This is a genomic window from Streptomyces sp. BBFR51 (assembly GCF_044591655.1).
GTDB lineage: Bacteria > Actinomycetota > Actinomycetes > Streptomycetales > Streptomycetaceae > Streptomyces.
Genome location: NZ_CP172448.1, coordinates 8,363,360 through 8,378,920, shown reverse-complemented (window position 1 = coordinate 8,378,920; position 15,561 = coordinate 8,363,360). Strand labels below are relative to the sequence as shown.

General features: G+C 72.6%; 17 protein-coding genes. 8 read left to right on the top strand and 9 right to left on the bottom strand.

The features are described from left to right. Nucleotides 1-5 precede the first annotated feature (5 nt). Genes ACGH7X_RS38075 through ACGH7X_RS38060 form a run of 4 tightly spaced genes read right to left on the bottom strand, consistent with a single transcriptional unit; the run spans nt 6 to nt 3,411 of the window. Nucleotides 6-1,019 (bottom strand): DUF2891 domain-containing protein, encoded by a 1,014-nt coding sequence (locus ACGH7X_RS38075; RefSeq protein ID WP_399894822.1) that lies wholly within the window; start codon nt 1,017-1,019, stop codon nt 6-8. Next, nucleotides 1,019-1,669 (bottom strand): pyroglutamyl-peptidase I, encoded by a 651-nt coding sequence (gene pcp, locus ACGH7X_RS38070; RefSeq protein WP_399894819.1) that lies wholly within the window; start codon nt 1,667-1,669, stop codon nt 1,019-1,021. The genes ACGH7X_RS38075 and pcp overlap by 1 nt, the downstream gene beginning before the upstream one ends. A gap of 57 nt (nt 1,670-1,726) precedes the next feature. After that, the gene (locus ACGH7X_RS38065) at nt 1,727-2,695 is read right to left on the bottom strand and encodes a DUF979 domain-containing protein (protein ID WP_399894816.1); all 969 of its coding nucleotides are present in this window, start codon (nt 2,693-2,695) and stop codon (nt 1,727-1,729) included. Beyond that, nucleotides 2,692-3,411 (bottom strand): DUF969 domain-containing protein, encoded by a 720-nt coding sequence (locus ACGH7X_RS38060; RefSeq protein WP_399894813.1) that lies wholly within the window; start codon nt 3,409-3,411, stop codon nt 2,692-2,694. Before ACGH7X_RS38060 ends, ACGH7X_RS38065 begins: the two co-directional genes overlap by 4 nt. A gap of 243 nt (nt 3,412-3,654) precedes the next feature. Between ACGH7X_RS38060 and ACGH7X_RS38055 the strand changes: the two genes are divergently transcribed. The 3 genes from ACGH7X_RS38055 to ACGH7X_RS38045 are packed head-to-tail and all read left to right on the top strand — an operon-like array spanning nt 3,655 to nt 5,920. Continuing rightward, nucleotides 3,655-4,407: a LamB/YcsF family protein gene (locus tag ACGH7X_RS38055; protein ID WP_399894810.1), complete on the top strand. Its 753-nt coding sequence runs from the start codon at nt 3,655-3,657 to the stop codon at nt 4,405-4,407. After that, nucleotides 4,404-5,066, top strand: a complete 663-nt coding sequence (locus ACGH7X_RS38050) for an allophanate hydrolase subunit 1 (protein ID WP_399894807.1) — start codon at nt 4,404-4,406, stop codon at nt 5,064-5,066. Before ACGH7X_RS38055 ends, ACGH7X_RS38050 begins: the two co-directional genes overlap by 4 nt. Continuing rightward, on the top strand, nt 5,063-5,920 hold the full coding sequence (locus tag ACGH7X_RS38045; protein ID WP_399894804.1) for a biotin-dependent carboxyltransferase family protein: 858 nt from the start codon (nt 5,063-5,065) through the stop codon (nt 5,918-5,920). The genes ACGH7X_RS38050 and ACGH7X_RS38045 overlap by 4 nt, the downstream gene beginning before the upstream one ends. A 28-nt stretch (nt 5,921-5,948) precedes the next feature. Here the strand turns inward: ACGH7X_RS38045 and ACGH7X_RS38040 are convergent, their stop codons facing one another. Both ACGH7X_RS38040 and ACGH7X_RS38035 read right to left on the bottom strand, forming a co-directional pair. Beyond that, a complete protein-coding gene (locus ACGH7X_RS38040) occupies nt 5,949-6,377 on the bottom strand; it encodes a DUF2809 domain-containing protein (protein WP_399894801.1) in 429 nt (142 codons plus the stop codon). A gap of 26 nt (nt 6,378-6,403) precedes the next feature. After that, nucleotides 6,404-7,006: a TetR/AcrR family transcriptional regulator gene (locus ACGH7X_RS38035; RefSeq protein WP_399894798.1), complete on the bottom strand. Its 603-nt coding sequence runs from the start codon at nt 7,004-7,006 to the stop codon at nt 6,404-6,406. 71 nt (nt 7,007-7,077) lie between these two features. Between ACGH7X_RS38035 and ACGH7X_RS38030 the strand changes: the two genes are divergently transcribed. Continuing rightward, the gene (locus tag ACGH7X_RS38030) at nt 7,078-7,953 is read left to right on the top strand and encodes a class I SAM-dependent methyltransferase (protein ID WP_399894796.1); all 876 of its coding nucleotides are present in this window, start codon (nt 7,078-7,080) and stop codon (nt 7,951-7,953) included. A 5-nt stretch (nt 7,954-7,958) separates the two neighbouring features. On the opposite strand, the gene ACGH7X_RS38025 is transcribed toward ACGH7X_RS38030, so the two are convergent. Next, on the bottom strand, nt 7,959-9,434 hold the full coding sequence (locus ACGH7X_RS38025; protein ID WP_399894793.1) for a hypothetical protein: 1,476 nt from the start codon (nt 9,432-9,434) through the stop codon (nt 7,959-7,961). A 112-nt stretch (nt 9,435-9,546) separates the two neighbouring features. Further along, nucleotides 9,547-10,110, bottom strand: coding sequence for a TetR/AcrR family transcriptional regulator (locus tag ACGH7X_RS38020; RefSeq protein WP_399894790.1), 564 nt, complete (start codon nt 10,108-10,110; stop codon nt 9,547-9,549). 133 nt (nt 10,111-10,243) lie between these two features. Here ACGH7X_RS38020 and ACGH7X_RS38015 point away from each other — a divergent pair, with 133 nt between their 5' ends. The 4 genes from ACGH7X_RS38015 (at nt 10,244) to rhaS (ending at nt 14,468) form a co-directional block, all read left to right on the top strand. After that, the gene (locus ACGH7X_RS38015) at nt 10,244-11,152 is read left to right on the top strand and encodes an NmrA/HSCARG family protein (protein ID WP_399894789.1); all 909 of its coding nucleotides are present in this window, start codon (nt 10,244-10,246) and stop codon (nt 11,150-11,152) included. A gap of 67 nt (nt 11,153-11,219) precedes the next feature. Continuing rightward, nucleotides 11,220-11,666 carry a MarR family winged helix-turn-helix transcriptional regulator gene (locus tag ACGH7X_RS38010; RefSeq protein WP_399894787.1) on the top strand — a complete coding sequence of 149 codons (447 nt, stop codon included), beginning with the start codon at nt 11,220-11,222 and terminating at the stop codon, nt 11,664-11,666. After that, nucleotides 11,659-13,080 (top strand): MFS transporter, encoded by a 1,422-nt coding sequence (locus ACGH7X_RS38005; protein ID WP_399894785.1) that lies wholly within the window; start codon nt 11,659-11,661, stop codon nt 13,078-13,080. The genes ACGH7X_RS38010 and ACGH7X_RS38005 overlap by 8 nt, the downstream gene beginning before the upstream one ends. 308 nt (nt 13,081-13,388) lie before the next feature. Further along, nucleotides 13,389-14,468, top strand: a complete 1,080-nt coding sequence (rhaS, locus tag ACGH7X_RS38000; RefSeq protein WP_399894783.1) for a rhamnose ABC transporter substrate-binding protein — start codon at nt 13,389-13,391, stop codon at nt 14,466-14,468. An 84-nt stretch (nt 14,469-14,552) separates the two neighbouring features. Here the strand turns inward: rhaS and ACGH7X_RS37995 are convergent, their stop codons facing one another. Beyond that, complete coding sequence (locus tag ACGH7X_RS37995; protein ID WP_399894780.1) at nt 14,553-15,545, bottom strand: MASE1 domain-containing protein; 993 nt, start codon at nt 15,543-15,545, stop codon at nt 14,553-14,555. Nucleotides 15,546-15,561 lie beyond the last annotated feature (16 nt).

Genomic DNA, 15,561 nt, shown 5'->3' with positions numbered 1-15,561 from the left:
CCGGGTCAGCGCCCGGCGACGGGGTCGAGCGCCAGTGCGGCGAAGGTCGCCAACCAGTGGTCGGTGGTGAAGTCGCCGCGTTCCACCGCGGGCAGGCCTGCCGAGAGGTGCGCCTCGGCCGCCTCCCCCAGGCGGTCGCGGACCGCTCCGGCGGGCAAGGCGTCGGCGACGGAGCGCAGGGCGGCCGCCCGGCTGAGCGTCAGGCCGAGCAGGTGGCCGATCTGGGGGTCGGCGTGATCGGAGACGACCGGCACCTCAAGCAGCGGGCAGGGGGCGCCGGAGCCGAGCGCGGGCAGGAAGCGGTCGAGCCACTCGGCGAACCCCTCCTTCGGCAGCACCCTGCGCATCGCGTCGGCCTCGCTGAGCGCCGGGGACAGGAAGTCCTGCCCCGACGGTTCCCAGTGCGCGGGGGCGTCGTGGTCGTCGGCGAACCAGGCCGTCAGGCGCTCCCGCACGGCCAGGTCGGTAGCCGCGGACAGCTCTCCCGAGTCGAGTGCGAGGCCCAGCGCGAAGGCGCTGTTGGGATGGTTGCCGTGGCGCACGGGATACGTGGCCTTGGGCAGCCAGTCGGCCAACAGCCCGTCCACGGCGTCCACGGCAGGCGCCAGTGCCGCGACCCAGCGTTCGCCGCTCTCGCCTTTGAAGGCCCTGCACTCGGCGGCGAGCGCGAGCAGCCACGCCCAGCCGTAGGGCCGCTCGAAGGAGGGGCGGTCACGGAGGTAGGCGGCTTCCGCGGCGAGATGGCCGGGGGTGAGGTGCCGGTCGAGCACCTCGACGGCCGGTCCGGTGTCCGGCAGGGCGGGCGTGCCGCCGTGGCGGCGGAGCACGCGGAGGAGCAGCCAGTGCATGTGGACCGAGGAGTGCCAGTCGTAGGCGCCGTAGAAGGCGGGATGCAGGGAGCGGGGTTCGAGATGCTCGTCGGGCGAAGTGATCAGGTGGGCGGGGAAGTTGGGGTACTCGCGGGTGATGTTGGCGAGGGCGAGCCCGGCGAATCGGGCCGCGTGGGTGCTCAGCGGCATCAGTGCGTGGCTCCTTCGGTGACCTTCAGGTCCTGCTCGGCGGGGGTACGGGCGGCGCCGGCCAGCAGGGCGCGCAGGCCGTGGGCGACGGTCGCGGGCGGGAGGGAGGGCGCGGTCCCGTCGGGGACCTGCTCCGGCGCCCAGGGGACGTGCGCGAACCCGCCGCGTATGTGGGGGAACTCGGTGGCGATGAGATGGCCGAGGCCGTATGCCACGTGATTGCAGACGAAAGTGCCGGCCGTGTTGGACACGGCGGCCGGGACACCGGCTTCGCGCATCGCGGCGACGCAGGCCTTGACGGGGAGGGTGGAGAAGTAGGCGGCGGGACCGTCCTGGATCACAGGTTCGTCGATGGGCTGCCGCCCCGCGTTGTCGGGGATGCGTGCGTCGTCGACGTTGAGGCCGACGCGTTCGACGGTGACCCCGGGGCGGCCGCCCGCCTGGCCCAGACAGAGCACCAGGTCGGGGTTCTCGGCCCGGAGGGCGTCGCGCAGGGCGTCGAGGGACTTGCCGAAGACACAGGGCAGTTCGACGGCGGTGACCGTGAGCCCGGCGGGCGGTTCGGCCGCCACCAGCGACGCGGCCTGCCAGGACGGGTTCACGCGCTCACCGCCGAAGGGGGCGAAGCCGGTGACGAGGACACGGGTCATGAGCACTCCTTGCGGGGCGGACGGGTGCGGGGCCGGGCGAGGGGCCCGGGCTGCGGCTCAGAAGGCGAAGAGCGCCATGATCACGGTGCAGCAGCCGAGCAGCGCGACGCCGGTGGGAAGCTGCGCCTTGATCGGCCCGTACTGGTCCTTGAGTTCGAGCAGGGTGGCCGGGACGATGTTGAAGTTGGCGGCCATCGGCGTGCAGAGCGTCCCGGCGAAGCCGGCCAGCATGCCGATCGCGAGGACGGCGGGCTCGTTGCCGTGCATCTGCTGGATGAGCACCGGCCAGCCGATCGCCGCGGTCATCACCGGGAACGCCGCGAAGGCGTTGCCCATGATGACGGTGAACAGGAACATGCCGACGCAGTACGCGATGACGGCGAGGTACTTGGAGTCGTCCGGCAGGACCTTGTCCATGATGTCGCCGACCTGGTCGCCGACTCCGGCGGCGGCGAAGATCGAGCCGAGCACGGCCAGCAGCTGGGGCAGCAGCAGGGCGGAGCCCATCGCCTCCAGCATGGAGCGGCCGGAGTGGATCGGGACGGAGAGCTTCTTCTCGCCGGTGACGAGCATGCCGACGACGAGCGCGACGACACATCCGAGGCCGAGCCCGAGGAGGGTGGCCTGTCCCGACTCGAAGAGCCCGGACTCGTCCAGCACGGAGGCGCAGACGATGGCGACGAGCGGGATGGTCAGCGCGGGAATGAAGATCTTGCTGCCGAGCCGGTCGGCGGCGGCCTCGCGCTGCTCGCCGGTGGTGGTGACCGGGACGCCCTTGCCCAGGAAGTTGAAGCCGGCGAGCACGATCAGGGCGAGGACGGCGACGCCGAGCGGTTCGGCGGGCAGGGTCCAGCCGCCCTTCCCGGCGGTGGCCACGCCGGTGCCGTAGGGGAAGGTCAGTCCGAGCAGGCCCCAGAAGGCCGCGGACGTCCACCGCTTGGGGTTGCTGCGGTCGGTGGCCATCTGCACGGCCATGACGACGAAGACGAGGCCTATCAGCCAGTACAGCCATTCGACCTTGATCACTTGGCGGCCTCCTCGGGAAGCGGCAGGTCGTGCTCGGCGGCGGCGAGCGCGATCTCGCGCTCGAGCTGCTTGTCCATGAGCAGCAGCCGGGCGCCGTGGATGAGGAAGGCACAGACGGCGAGCGGGATCGCCCAGAGGGCCAGCTGGGTCGGTTCGATGTGCTGGTGGTACGTCGAGTTGACGAAGCCGGTGATCAGCAGGATGGAGCCGATGGCGATGAAGCAGTCCTCGCCGAAGAAGACGCCCACGGTGTCGGCCGACGCCGAGTAGGAGCGCACCTTCTCGCGCAGGCGGTCGGGCAGCTTGGCCCCGGTGGTGCGTTCGGCGGCGGCCTCGGCCATGGGCGCCACCAGGGGCCGCACGGTCTGCGCCGGACCGCCGATGCTGTTCAGGCCGAAGGCCGCGGTGACCTGCCGGACCAGCAGGTAGACGGTGAGGAACCGGCCGGCGCTGAGCCTGCCCAGCCGGCCGATGAGGTTGCGTGCCTGTTCGCGCAGGCCGTAGCGCTCGAGCAGCCCGATCACGGGGAGCACGATGGCGTAGACGGTGACCGAGCGGCTGTCGGCGAAGGACCGGCCGAAGGCCGCGAGGACCTCCTGCGGGTTCATCTTGCCGAGCAGACCGGTGACGATACCGGCGACGCCCACCACGAGGACGGGGTTGCGGCGCGTGACGAATCCGAGGATCACCACGACCACACCGAGAAGAACGATCATTCGGTGGCCTTCTTCAGGCATGAGGGGGCAGGGCACGGATCCGGGAGCTTCGGAGCCGCGGCTTCAACGGTCCTCGGACCATAGCTCCGGATACGTGGCAGATGCACGGACACTAGCGATCGTTGAACGATCTAACAAGAGGCTGATTTCGTCCCACCGCCACCATCGCCACCACCGCCGCCACCACCACGGAGGGGCATCGATCTCTTGTCGGATCGTTCAACGATCGTCTACTTTCAAGAGGTGATCGACCTCAACGCAGACCTCGGCGAGGGCTTCGGCCGCTGGACCCTCACCGACGACGACGCCGTGCTCTCCGTCGTCAGCAGTGCCAACGTCGCCTGTGGCTTCCACGCGGGCGATCCCTCGGTGATGCGCCGCGTGTGCGATCTCGCCGCCGAGCGCGGGGTGCGGATCGGCGCCCAGGTGTCCTACCGCGACCTGGCGGGCTTCGGACGACGCGCCATGGAGGTGCCCGGGGACGAGCTGGCGGCCGAGGTGGCGTACCAGATCGGCGCGCTCAGGGTGTTCGCCGAGGCCGCCGGGGCGGAGGTGGCGTACGTGAAGCCGCACGGCGCGCTCTACAACCGGACCGTCCACGACGACGGGCAGGCCCGTGCCGTCGTGGCCGGGATCCGGCTCGCGGGCGGTGCGCTCCCGGTGCTGGGCCTGCCCGGCTCGCGACTGCTCACCGCCGCCGGCGAGGCCGGGCTCACCGGTGTGCCCGAGGCCTTCGCGGACCGCGCCTACACGCCGAGGGGCACCCTGGTCCCCCGGCGCGAGGCGAACGCCGTCGTGACGGACGAGGAGGCGGTGGTACGGCAAGCGCTGGGCTTCGCCGTGCGGGGGACGGTCGAGGCCGTGGACGGGACGACCGTCGCGGTCGCCGCCCGCTCGCTGTGCGTCCACGGCGACACTCCGAACGCGTCGAGGATCGCGGCGCGGGTGCGCGAGGCGCTGGAGGCCTCGGGGGTCGGGATCGAGGCGTTCGCATGACAGGGAGCCCGCCCCTCTCGGCGCGTCCCGCCGGGCGTCACGCACTCCTCGTCGAGCTGCCCGACGCCGAAGGCACCGCCGCCTTCCACGCCGAGGTGCTGCGCCGACGCGCCGCCGGGACGCTGCCGCCGGTGCGGGAGATCGTGCCGGGGGCACGGACCGTACTGCTGGACGGGGTGCCGGATCCGGAGGCGCTGGCCCGCACGCTCACCGAGTGGGCCGTACCGCCGGGTGGCGCGGACGACGGGGACGTCGTGGAGATCGCCGTACGCTACGACGGACCGGACCTGGCCGACGTGGCGGCCCTGTGGGGCGTCGCGCCCGAAGAGGTCGCCGCCCGCCACACCTCCCGCACCTACCGGGTCGCGTTCTGCGGCTTCGCGCCCGGCTTCGGCTACCTGACCGGACTGCCACCCCGGCTGCACGTACCGCGCCGGTCCACCCCGAGGACCCGTGTGCCGGCCGGGGCGGTCGCACTGGCCGGGCCGTACAGCGCCGTCTACCCGCGCTCCACGCCGGGCGGCTGGCAGCTGATCGGCACCATGCCCGACCCGCGACCGCTGTGGGACCCCACGCGGGAGCGCGCGGCCCTCCTCGCGCCGGGGACACGTGTGCGCTTCGTCACGGCGGACGGCATCCCCGCGAAGGCGGGGGCATGACGGCCAAGCTCACGACCGTGCGCCGCGGTGCCCTGACGACGGTGCAGGACTCGGGCCGGCACGGCCACGCCCACTTGGGTGTCCCCCGCTCCGGCGCACTGGACTCCCCCGCGATGCGGCTCGCCAACCGGCTGCTCGGCAACGATCCGGGGGCGGCCGTCCTGGAGACCACCCTCACGGGGTGCGCCCTGCGGCCCGACCGCGACATCACCGCCGTGGTCGGCGGCGCGCCCTGCCCGGTGACTGTGGCCGGCCGGCCCGCCGCCTGGGGCGCTCCGGTGCGGGTGCCGGCGGGCGCGGTGCTGGACGTGGGGGCGGTGACCGCCGGCGTGCGCTCGTACGTGGCCTTCGCGGGCGGCGTCGCCGCCGAACCCGTGCTGGGCAGCCGCTCGACTGACCTGCTGTCGGGGCTGGGACCTGAGCCCCTGCGCGACGGAGACGTCGTCGAGGTGGGGGCCCCGGCCCGGCCGGTGGCGCTGCCCGTCGCCGCCCCTTGGCCCGCGCCGCCCGCCGAACTGGTCCTGCCCGTACGCCCGGGTCCCCGCGCCGACTGGTTCTCCCCCGCCGCCCTGCGCACGCTCACCTCGGCCACGTACCGCGTCTCCCCGCACAGCAACCGCATCGGCCTGCGTACGGAGGGACCTTCGCTGGAGCGGGCGCGGACGGGTGAACTGCCGAGTGAGGGCATGGTGCTGGGCGCCGTCCAGGTCCCGCCGGACGGACGCCCGGTGATCTTCCTGCACGACCACCCGACGACAGGGGGTTACCCCGTCGTCGCGGTCGTCGCGGAACCCGCCCTGGCGGCGGTGGCCCAGGCCGCGGCCGGGACACCGGTGCGGTTCACGCTCGGCTGAGCCGGCCGGCCGGCGGCGCTACGAGGGGTCACCGCGGCGGGCGCGCACCTGCCCTGCGCATCCGGGTCACGACGGACCAGCCGGCCACCGCGCCGACCGCGTACCAGAAGAGGTCCGGTGCGTTGAAGGTGGAACCGAGGACCAGCCGAGCGGCCGTGCTCTGCCGGGCGAGGTGGGCCGGCAGATCGGTGAGCTGAAGAAACTCCACACCCCAGCTCACGGCCAGAGCGGCGCCGGCGGCCTTCGCCGGTGACGTCGACGGCGCCACCACGAAGACGAGGGCGAGGACCAGCAGGGTGTACAGCGCGTCTCCGCCGTACTTGGCCACGTCTCCCGCCGCCGCGGCCCTGAGGGCCAGTCCGGCGCCGACGATCACGGCCGAGGCCACCGCCGCGGCAAGGCGCGTCCGCGTCGGGTCGCCGTGGGCGTCGGTGCGGGTTCCGCACGTCGAGTCCATGCGGTCCTCGCGGGCCGCGGGCCGGGTCAGCGCGGCCGCCGTTGCACGACGTCGGCGAGCACCGTGGTCACCAGCTTGCTGACGGTCGCGGTGGTCGGTGGGCCGGGGTCGCGGTCCGCGAACAGGAGATGGCCGCCGCCCACCAGGGAGAGGGTGAGTGAGTCGATGTCGGCGTCGGCCGCGATGCGGCCCATGGCGCGCTCGTCGGCCAGGTAGTCCGAGACCGCGGTCGTGACCTGGGCGAGGATCGCGATGCCGCCTCCGGGTTTCGTCTGCCGCAGCCGCGCGCGCAACTCGTCCCGGAAGGTGATGAGCGGGATGATCGCCACGGGAACCGGCCCGAACAGGGTGGTCAGCGCGCCCGTGAGGTTGTCGGCCACGGTGCCGGTGCCGACGGTCTCGCGCAGCGCGTGCGCCTGCGTCTCGAGCTGTGCGGCGCGGTCGAGCACCAGCTCGGCGAGGAAGGCCTCGAAGTCGGTGAAGTGCCGGTGCAGGAGGCCTTTGGCGCAGGCCGCCTCGTCGGTGACGGCCCGGCTGGTCAGCCCGTCCGGGCCGTCGCGCAGCAGCACGCGTTCGGCGGCGTCGAACAGCTGCTGCCGCGCGTCGCGAAGGTGAACCCCGGTCGGCACTTGCGGCTCCTCTCGCGGGCCAGGCTCCTGGCACCGTTGGCAAGTGGGCGCTTGCCCACTAAAGTGAACGCATGCCCACTCTACCGCGAGAGCAGCCCGCCCAGCCCGAACCGGCTCGGCCCCAACCGGCTCAGCCCCAACCGCAGTCGCCGCCCCCACCGCAGTCGCATCAGGCCCGGCAAACGGCCGAATCCTTCGGCACGGACGCCGAACGCTACGACCGGGCCCGCCCCGGATACCCCGACGACCTGGTGGCGCGTGTCGTCTCCGGGAGCCCGGGGCCCGACGTGCTCGACGTCGGCTGCGGCACCGGCATCGCGGCCCGCCAGTTCCTGGCCGCCGGCTGCGCCGTGCTGGGCATCGAGCCGGACGCGCGGATGGCCGGCCTCGCGCAGGCCCGCGGTCTGCCGGTCGAGGTGACGACCTTCGAGGCCTGGGAACCGGCAGGCCGGACGTTCGACGCGTTGACGGCCGCCCAGTCGTGGCATTGGGTCGATCCGGTCGCCGGCGCCGCGAAGGCGGCCCAGGTGCTGCGTCCGAAGGGGCGCCTGACGATCTTCGGGCACGTATTCGAACCGCCCGCCGAGGTGGCCGAGCCGTTCGCCGCGGCCTGCCGGCGGGTGGCGCCCGACTCCCCGTTCAGCGACCAGCCGGCTCGGCGTCCGCTGGAGATGTATCAAGCGGGGTACGCGAAGTTCGCCGACAGGATCCGCGAGACCGGGCGGTTCCACGACCCGGAGCAGTGGCGGTTCGACTGGCAGCGGTCCTACACGCGCGACCAGTGGCTGGACCTGCTCCCCACCACCGGCGGCCTCACCCGGCTGAGTCCCGGTCAGCTGGACGGGATACTGGGCGCGGTCGGCCGCGCCGTCGACGCGCTCGGGGGCCGCTTCACGATGCACTACACCACGCTGGCGACCACCGCCGTACGCGCCGACGCCCTGTGACCGGCTCAGCAGGTGGGCACGTCCGGGAGCCATGAGTCGGCGACGTCGATGAAGATGTTGGAGACGTAGCCGCCGTAGTCGGGCAGGTAGGACCAGGCGTCGTTGCCGTAGCCGTCGTAGGTGACAAGTTGGCCGTGGACCTGGCACCGCACCCGCACGGTCGTGGGCCCGGGCAGGCCGGCCACGCGGGTGGAGGTGGCCGTCGCCTGCTGCCGGACGCTCACGTCGGTGCCCCACGTCGGGAACGACTTGGTGTCGCCGCCGCCGTCGGTCCACAGATAGGTGACGGTCACCCAGCCGTTGTCGTCGAGGCCGACGTTGTAGAAGGTGCCGTCGGCCAGGTCGATGCCCGCCGGATTGGCGACCTGCCGGCCGAACTCGTCGCGTCCGCCGTTGTAGCCGTCCTCGTACGCGGCCTGCGCCTCGGGGAGGCCCTGCGGCAGGTCCTTCCACTGCTCGCGCTGCGCGGCGGGGTTCCAGTGGTCGTCGTGCGTGTTCCAGGGACCGACGTCCCACACCGGCGCCGTCTCGCAGCGGGCCGGCCCGCACACCTGCACCGAGTACTGTCCGCTGCCGTTCGGCGAGAGCGCCCGCCGGGAGGGGAGGGCCACGAAGTGGTCGTTCTCGCGGATGACGTGGCCGTTGGCGGTGGTGTGTCCCACCAGGCCCTCGCGGGTGGCGTAGACGCGGGCCGAGAAGGCGGAGGCGGGTGCGGGCTCGGCGGGGACGCTCCGCGTGTCGTCCGCCGTCAGGGTCACCGCCCGCACGGCGGCCGTGGGCTCGCCCTTGGCGTTCCACAGGGTGAGGCGGGCCTGGACGTCGACGACGTCGCGGGGCAGCCGGGCCGGGGCGCCGGGCGCCGCCCGCCGCCACTCGGTCCAGGTTCCGTCGGCCGCGCGTCCCCGTACGTCGACCTGGACGTCCGCCGCCTCGGGCACCGTCGCGTCGAGGCTCGCGGTGACCCGGTTCACCGGCCGGTCGATGTGGTGCGTCTCCAGCACGGCGGAGGCGTAGCCGCGGTCCCGGCCCAGGGAAGCGGGGCTGACGGAGCCGTCCCGCACCCGCAGGGCGCCCGCGTCGTAGCGGACGTTGACGTCGTCGCCGCCCGTCCTTGACAGGTCCGGGTGCCAGGACACCGGGCCGGGCGGGAGCGCGGCCTCGGCGGCCGGGGCCGGCGCCGTGGACAGAGCCGTACCGGCGAGGACGAGCAGGCACACCGTGCCGCCCAGCGCGCGCGGGGGCCGCCGGCCGCGGCGCGGGGCGGAACTCGGGTACCGGGTGGGAGGGGTCGGCATGTGGGCACTCCTGGGAGCGGACGTCTGGGAGCGGGCGTCGTTGCTGTAGCCGTCGTACTCGACCGGACCGCCGTCGACCCGGCAGGCCACGCGGACGGACGTCGGTCCGGGCAGGCTCGCCACCCGTGCGGAGTCGGCCGACGGCCGCGGACGGGCGCGCACGTCGGCGCGCACGTCGGGGCGCACGTCGGCGCTCGTGCCGGGAACGGGGTGTGGTGAGCCACGTGGCGCCGTCCCGGGGTGTGCCCCTCGGGGTTGCCGACTGCCGACGAGGTGACGCCGGGGCGGCGCACCCCGCTCACCTCGGCGGACTGACGCCCTCGACGGTCAGGTCCAGCAGTCGACGCGCCTCGGCGGCGGGGGTCGGATGGTGCTCCGTGGCCAGGGCGATGCCCGTGACCAGCGCGACGAGGTCGGCGGGGGTGACGCCCGGCGCCACCACCCCCTCCTGGGCGGCGCGCCGCACCAGCGGTTCGACCGCGCCGCCGAGCTTCACGGAGCAGACGTTCACATGCTCCGGGTCGACCAGCCGGTCCTGGGCCAGCGCCTCGGCCATGCCCCGTGCGGAGGCGGCGTACTCGGTGAGCGCGCCCAGCCAGTCCAACAGCGCGGTCCGGGCGTCGGCCGCCTCGGCCGACGCGGTGGCGCGGGCGCACAGGGCCTCGATCCGCTCTCCGAACACGGCCTCCAGCAGGGCGCGTCGGCTCGGGAAGTGCCTGCGCACCGTCGCCGAGCCGACACCGGCGATGCGGGCGATCCGTTCCAGGGACGCGTCGGCGCCGTGGGCGGCGACCTCCTGTTCGGCCACGGCCAGGATCCGGGCGTAGTTGCGCCGTGCGTCCGCGCGCTGGTTCTCGGGCATGGCGTCCCTTCGGGATTGCCGATCGGGATGGCTGATCGGGATTGCTAAGTGGCGGGGTCCTCCGTATCGTACCCAGGAGATAAGTGGCGGCCCCCGCCATTTATATTTCGCCGTCCCGGTCCCGGAGGACACCATGCCCACAGCTTCCGCACCCGTTCTGGTCACCGGCGCGACCGGCCGGCAGGGCGGCGCCACCACCCGCGCCCTGCTCAGGTCGGGCATCGCGGTCCGCGCACTGGTCCGCGATCCCTCGACCGACCGGGCGGCGGCGGTCGAGGCGCTCGGAGCCGAACTGGTCGCCGGGGACCTGGACGACCTCGACTCCGTGACCCGGGCCGCCGAGGGGGCCCGTGCCGTCTTCTCCGTCCAGATGCCCGACCTCGAAGGGCGCGGCTTCGAGGGCGAGGTCGCCCAGGCCGTCCACCTGATCCAGGGCGCCAGGGCGGCCGGAGTACCCCAGTTCGTGCACACCTCCGTTTCCGGCGCCGGACAGCACACGAGCTGGGTGAAGGGCCGTTGGGCCTGGATGAGCCCCTACTATGCGGCGAAGTCCGGGATCCAGGACCGGGTGCGCGAGGCGGGCTTCGCCCACTGGACGCTCATCAAGCCGGGTTTCTTCATGGAGAACTTCCTCCCTTCGGAGGCCATCATGTTCCCGCGCGGCCTGGAGGGCGGTCTGGTGAGCCTGCTGAAGCCCACGACCCGGCTGTCACTCGTCGCCGTCGACGACATCGGGGCCGCCGCGGCGGCGGCCGTGGCCAGGCCGGAGCGCTTCGACGGGGTCGAGCTGGAACTGGCGAGCGACCACCTGAGCATGACGGAGATCGCCACCATCCTTTCCGGCCACCTGAAGACGACCCTGACGGCACCCGACCTGACCGAGGACGAGGCGGTCGCCGCCGGCATGCCCGACATGGGGTTCGGGCAGTCGCATCTCAACGAGTCCCCCCAGCCCGCGCTCCCGGAGTTCGCGCGGAAGCTGGGACTGTCACCCACCTCCTTCGAGACGTGGGTGCGTGAGCGCATGCCGGTCGCGGCCTGACGACACGCTCGACACGTTATACAGGCACACCTGTACAGTTGAATCTGTAGAAGCTAGGCTCTCGCACATGAGCGAGAACCAGAGCCTGTCGCCGTCGGCGATTCAGGCGTCGCGCGAGGTCCGCGCGGTCATCAGCCGCCTGCGGCGCCGCATCCTGAAGGCCTCCGAGGTGGAGGACATCACCCTGGGCCAGGCCTCGGTCCTGGCCCGTCTGTCCGGCAAGGGCGGCGTCACGGCCAGTGAACTCGCCGCCGCCGAAGGGGTGCGGCACCAGTCGATGACGGCGACGGTCGCGTCCCTCGCCTCGATGGGCCTGTTGGAGCGGCGCCCCGACCCGGACGACGGGCGGCGTCTGCTGATCACGCTGACCCAAGAAGGCCAACGCCGGGTGGAGGAAGGGCGGCAGGCCCGGACGGAATGGCTCGCCGGCCAGTTGCAGGACAAGTGCACCGAAGAGGAACGCCGGGCCGTGATCACCACCATGGCCGTGCTGGAGCGACTGACCCGTGACTGACGCGAAGGCGGCCTTGAGGGGGGACACGGACAAGCCGCGCTTCGACCGTCGGCTGCTGCCCCCGATGCTGCTGGGCTCGGTCCTGAACCCGATCAACTCGACGGTCATCGCCGTCGCCCTCGTACCCATCGGCCGGGCCCTGGGCGCACCGGCGTCGCAGACCGCGTGGCTCGTTTCCGCCCTCTACCTGGCCACCTCGCTCGGACAGCCGGTCGTGGGCCGGCTCATAGACCTGTTCGGCCCGCGCAGGCTCTTCCTCCTCAGCACCGGCCTCGTGGGCGTCGCCGGTGTCGTGGGCGCCCTGGCACCGAACCTGGGCGTGTTGATCGCGGCCCGCGTCCTGCTCGGCTTCGGCACCTGCGCCGGCTATCCCGCGGCGATGGCACTGGTGCGCAGCGAGGCCGAGCGCACCGGACGGGACAGTCCGGGCGGGGTGCTCACCGCGCTGGCGGTCGCCAACCAGACCATCGCCGTCGTCGGCCCGCTGCTGGGCGGCCTGTTGATCGCGGCGGGCGGCTGGCGCGCCACGTTCGCGCTGAACGTGCCGCTTGCCGTCGCGGCGGTGCTGCTCGGGATGCTGCGGCTGCCCAAGTCGTCCGGGAGCGCCGGCTCCCCGGGGCGTGGGCGCCTGACCGCCCAGCTCGACCTGCCCGGCATGGGGCTGTTCGCCGCGATGCTCGTCTCGCTGCTGCTCTTCCTGATGAACCTGCACCTGCGCGACTGGTACCTGCTGGCGATCTCCGCCGCCGCGGGGGCCGCGTTCGCGGTCCGGGAGCTGCGGGCCAAGACCCCGTTCATCGATCTGCGGGTCCTCGGCGGCAACACCCCGCTCCTGGCCACCTACGGGCGGGCGCTGGTCGCGTACGTCGTCGCGTACGCCTTCCTCTACGGCTTCACCCAGTGGACCGAAGAGGGTTTCGGGCTGACGCCCTTTCACGCCGGGCTGGCCCAGATCCCCATGTTCCTGCTGGCCATCGGGGTCTCCATACTCTCCGGGCGCCGCAGCGGGAGCGTGCGCGGGAAGCTGCTGCTCGGCGCGGTCGGACAGATCGTCGCCTGCCTGGTGATCCTCACGCTCACGGGGAACAGCCCCCTGTGGATGCTGCTGGTGGTCGCCCTGATATTCGGTGTGCCGCAGGGGCTGAACAACCTGGCCCTGCAGAACTCCGTCTACTTCCAGGCCGACCCCGAGCGCACCGCCTCCTCGGCCGGACTGCTGCGCACCTTCGCCTACATCGGCTCGATGGTCGCCTCCTCCGCGACCGCCGCGTCCTTCGGGCAGCACGCCGACACCGGCGGCCTGCACCAGCTCGCCTGGGTCATGCTCGGCGCCGGCGTGCTCTACCTGCTGCTGACGCTCTTCGACCGCACCCTCGGCCGTACGGGGGCAACGGACGCGCGGGCAACGACGTAGCGGTGGTGCGGGAGCACGGCCGCGTCGAGTCGACAGGCGCAACCTCCGTATCCCGGCGCCGGTTTCGCAATCCCCCGAGGGGCAGGACCGAGGGGCCGCGGGCACAAGAACTGTTTCCCGCAAGTCCATTGACCACAACGTCGTTTCTGCCTAACGTCCCGGTCAAGCCCATTGAAACCTTTCAGTGCCCTGGCCCCACGCTCGGGCGACCCCCACGCGACTTTCACGCACCCGCAGGCCCCTCCCCCGGCCGAACGCCCCCGGCGAACGGCCTCGGGTGCCGCACGTCGACTCACCGAAAGAAGCACATGCGCACATCCCCCTCACGTCGCGCCTCCGTACTGCTCGCCGCCGTCTCCTCGCTCAGTCTGCTCACCGCCGCGTGCGGTGACACGGACGAATCGGCGGACGGCGACAGTACGGCCAACGCCAAGAACGCCGAGGCGTCGCCCAACGCGCCCACCAAGACGGGCCTGAACGTCGGTTTCCTGCCCAAGCAGGTCAACACGCCGTACTTCACGGTGGCCGACGAGGGCGGTGAGCGGGCCGTCAAGCAGCTGGGCTCGACGTTCAAGGAAGTGGGCACGGACCAGGGCTCCGACGCCGCCGGTCAGGTCTCCCACATCAACGCCCTCACCGAGGAGAAGGCCGACGCGATCGCCGTCTCGGCGCTGGACCCCGACGCGCTGTGCGACGCCCTCAAGCAGGCCATGGCGGAGGGCATCAAGGTCGTCACCTACGACTCCGACACCAAGCCCGAGTGCCGCTACGCCTTCGTCTCCCCCGCGAGCTCCGAGGACATCGCCGTACGACAGCTGGAACTGCTCGGCGAGCAGATGGACTACAAGGGCGACATCGCGATCCTGTCCGCCGCCCGGACGGCGACGAACCAGAACGCCTGGATCAAGAGCATCAAGAAGGAGCTGGACGACGCGCGGTACACGGACATGCGGCTCGTCGACGTCGTCTACGGCGACGACGAGGCGGAGAAGTCGTACCGGGAGGCCGAAGGGCTCCTCGAGGAGCACCCGAACCTGAAGGGGATCATCTCCCCCACCACCAACGGCATCAAGGCAGCCGCGAAGTACCTCTCCCAGTCGCAGTCCAAGGGCGACGTGAAGCTCACCGGCCTCGGCGCCCCCAACGACATGCGCCCCTACGTCGAGGACGGCACGGTGGAGGCCTTCGTGCTGTGGGACCCGGCCAAGCTCGGCGAGCTGGCCGGTCACGCCGCGGTGGCCCTCGCCTCCGGGCAGATCACCGGCCGGGAGGGGCAGATGTTCCTGGCCGGGGACATGGGCTGGTTCAAGCTCGGCGGGAACGGCGTCATCACCCTCGGCGATCCGACGGTCTTCGACGCCGGGAACATCGACGACTACGACTTCTGACCTCCGCACGCACGTCCGCGTGGGGGTGACTCCGGCGCCGGGCCTGCGGCGGTGGTGCCGGCGGCGGGGAATCCGCCGCCGGGCTCACCGCGCCTGTCCTCCGGGCGCCCCGGGGTTCGCGGAGCCGCCGGCGTTCAGGTGCTGCAGCGCCTCGACCAGCTCCTGGCAGGCCTCTTCCACCGACCGTCTGGTGTTGAGCTGTTCGCTGATCACCGCGGAGAGCAGGAGCGCGGTCAGTCCGAGGGTCCCGTTGAACGCCTGGAGTTTCATCATCGTCTCGATCTCGGTCAGCTTCCCGAAGGAGCCGGCTTCCTGCCGGGCCACGACGGTGGCCATCACCGAGGCGAAGAGGGCGCACGGTATGCCGCCCGCCAGCTGGAAGCGCAGCGCGGACCAGATCAGCAGCGGATAGGCGAGGAACAGCACGCTGACCGAGCTGTACATGATCAGCGGCACCGCCACGCACACGACGACGGTGAGGCCGAGGGCCTCGCCCCAGCGAACCGACGACGGGGGCGGCAGGCGGGCTCGGTACAGCAGGAGCAGCAGCGGAGTGACGAGGACGACGCCCATGGCGTCGCCCACCCACCACGCCAGCCAGATGAGCCCGAGATGGTGGGTGGGGAGCTTGTCCGACAGCACGAGCATGCCGACGCCCGCTCCCGAGCTGATCAGCATGGCGGCCAGCGCCCCGAGGAAGACGAGCGCCAGTCCGTCGCGCAGGCGGCTCAGGCTCAGCCGGAACCCCACCGCGCGCAGCATCAGCCAGGCGCAGACCGGGGCGGCGGTGTTGCCGGCCACGATCCCGACGGCCTCGGCCCCGGGCTGCCCCAGGGAGACGATGACCAGGAGCGCGCCGACGGCGATGCCCGGCACGCACCACGGGCCGAACAGGAGCAGACAGGCCACCGCCAGGCCGGTGGGCGGCCAGATGGGCGTGACGATCGCCCCGTCGGCGGTCAGTCGCTGCGACAGCCCCAGCCGCCCCGCCGCGTAGTAGCAGGCGGCGACGAGCAGCGTCTCACAGGCCAGGACGACCGGTCTCGGCCACGCACGGATTCCCACCACAGCAGCCATCAGACACCGGTGCGGC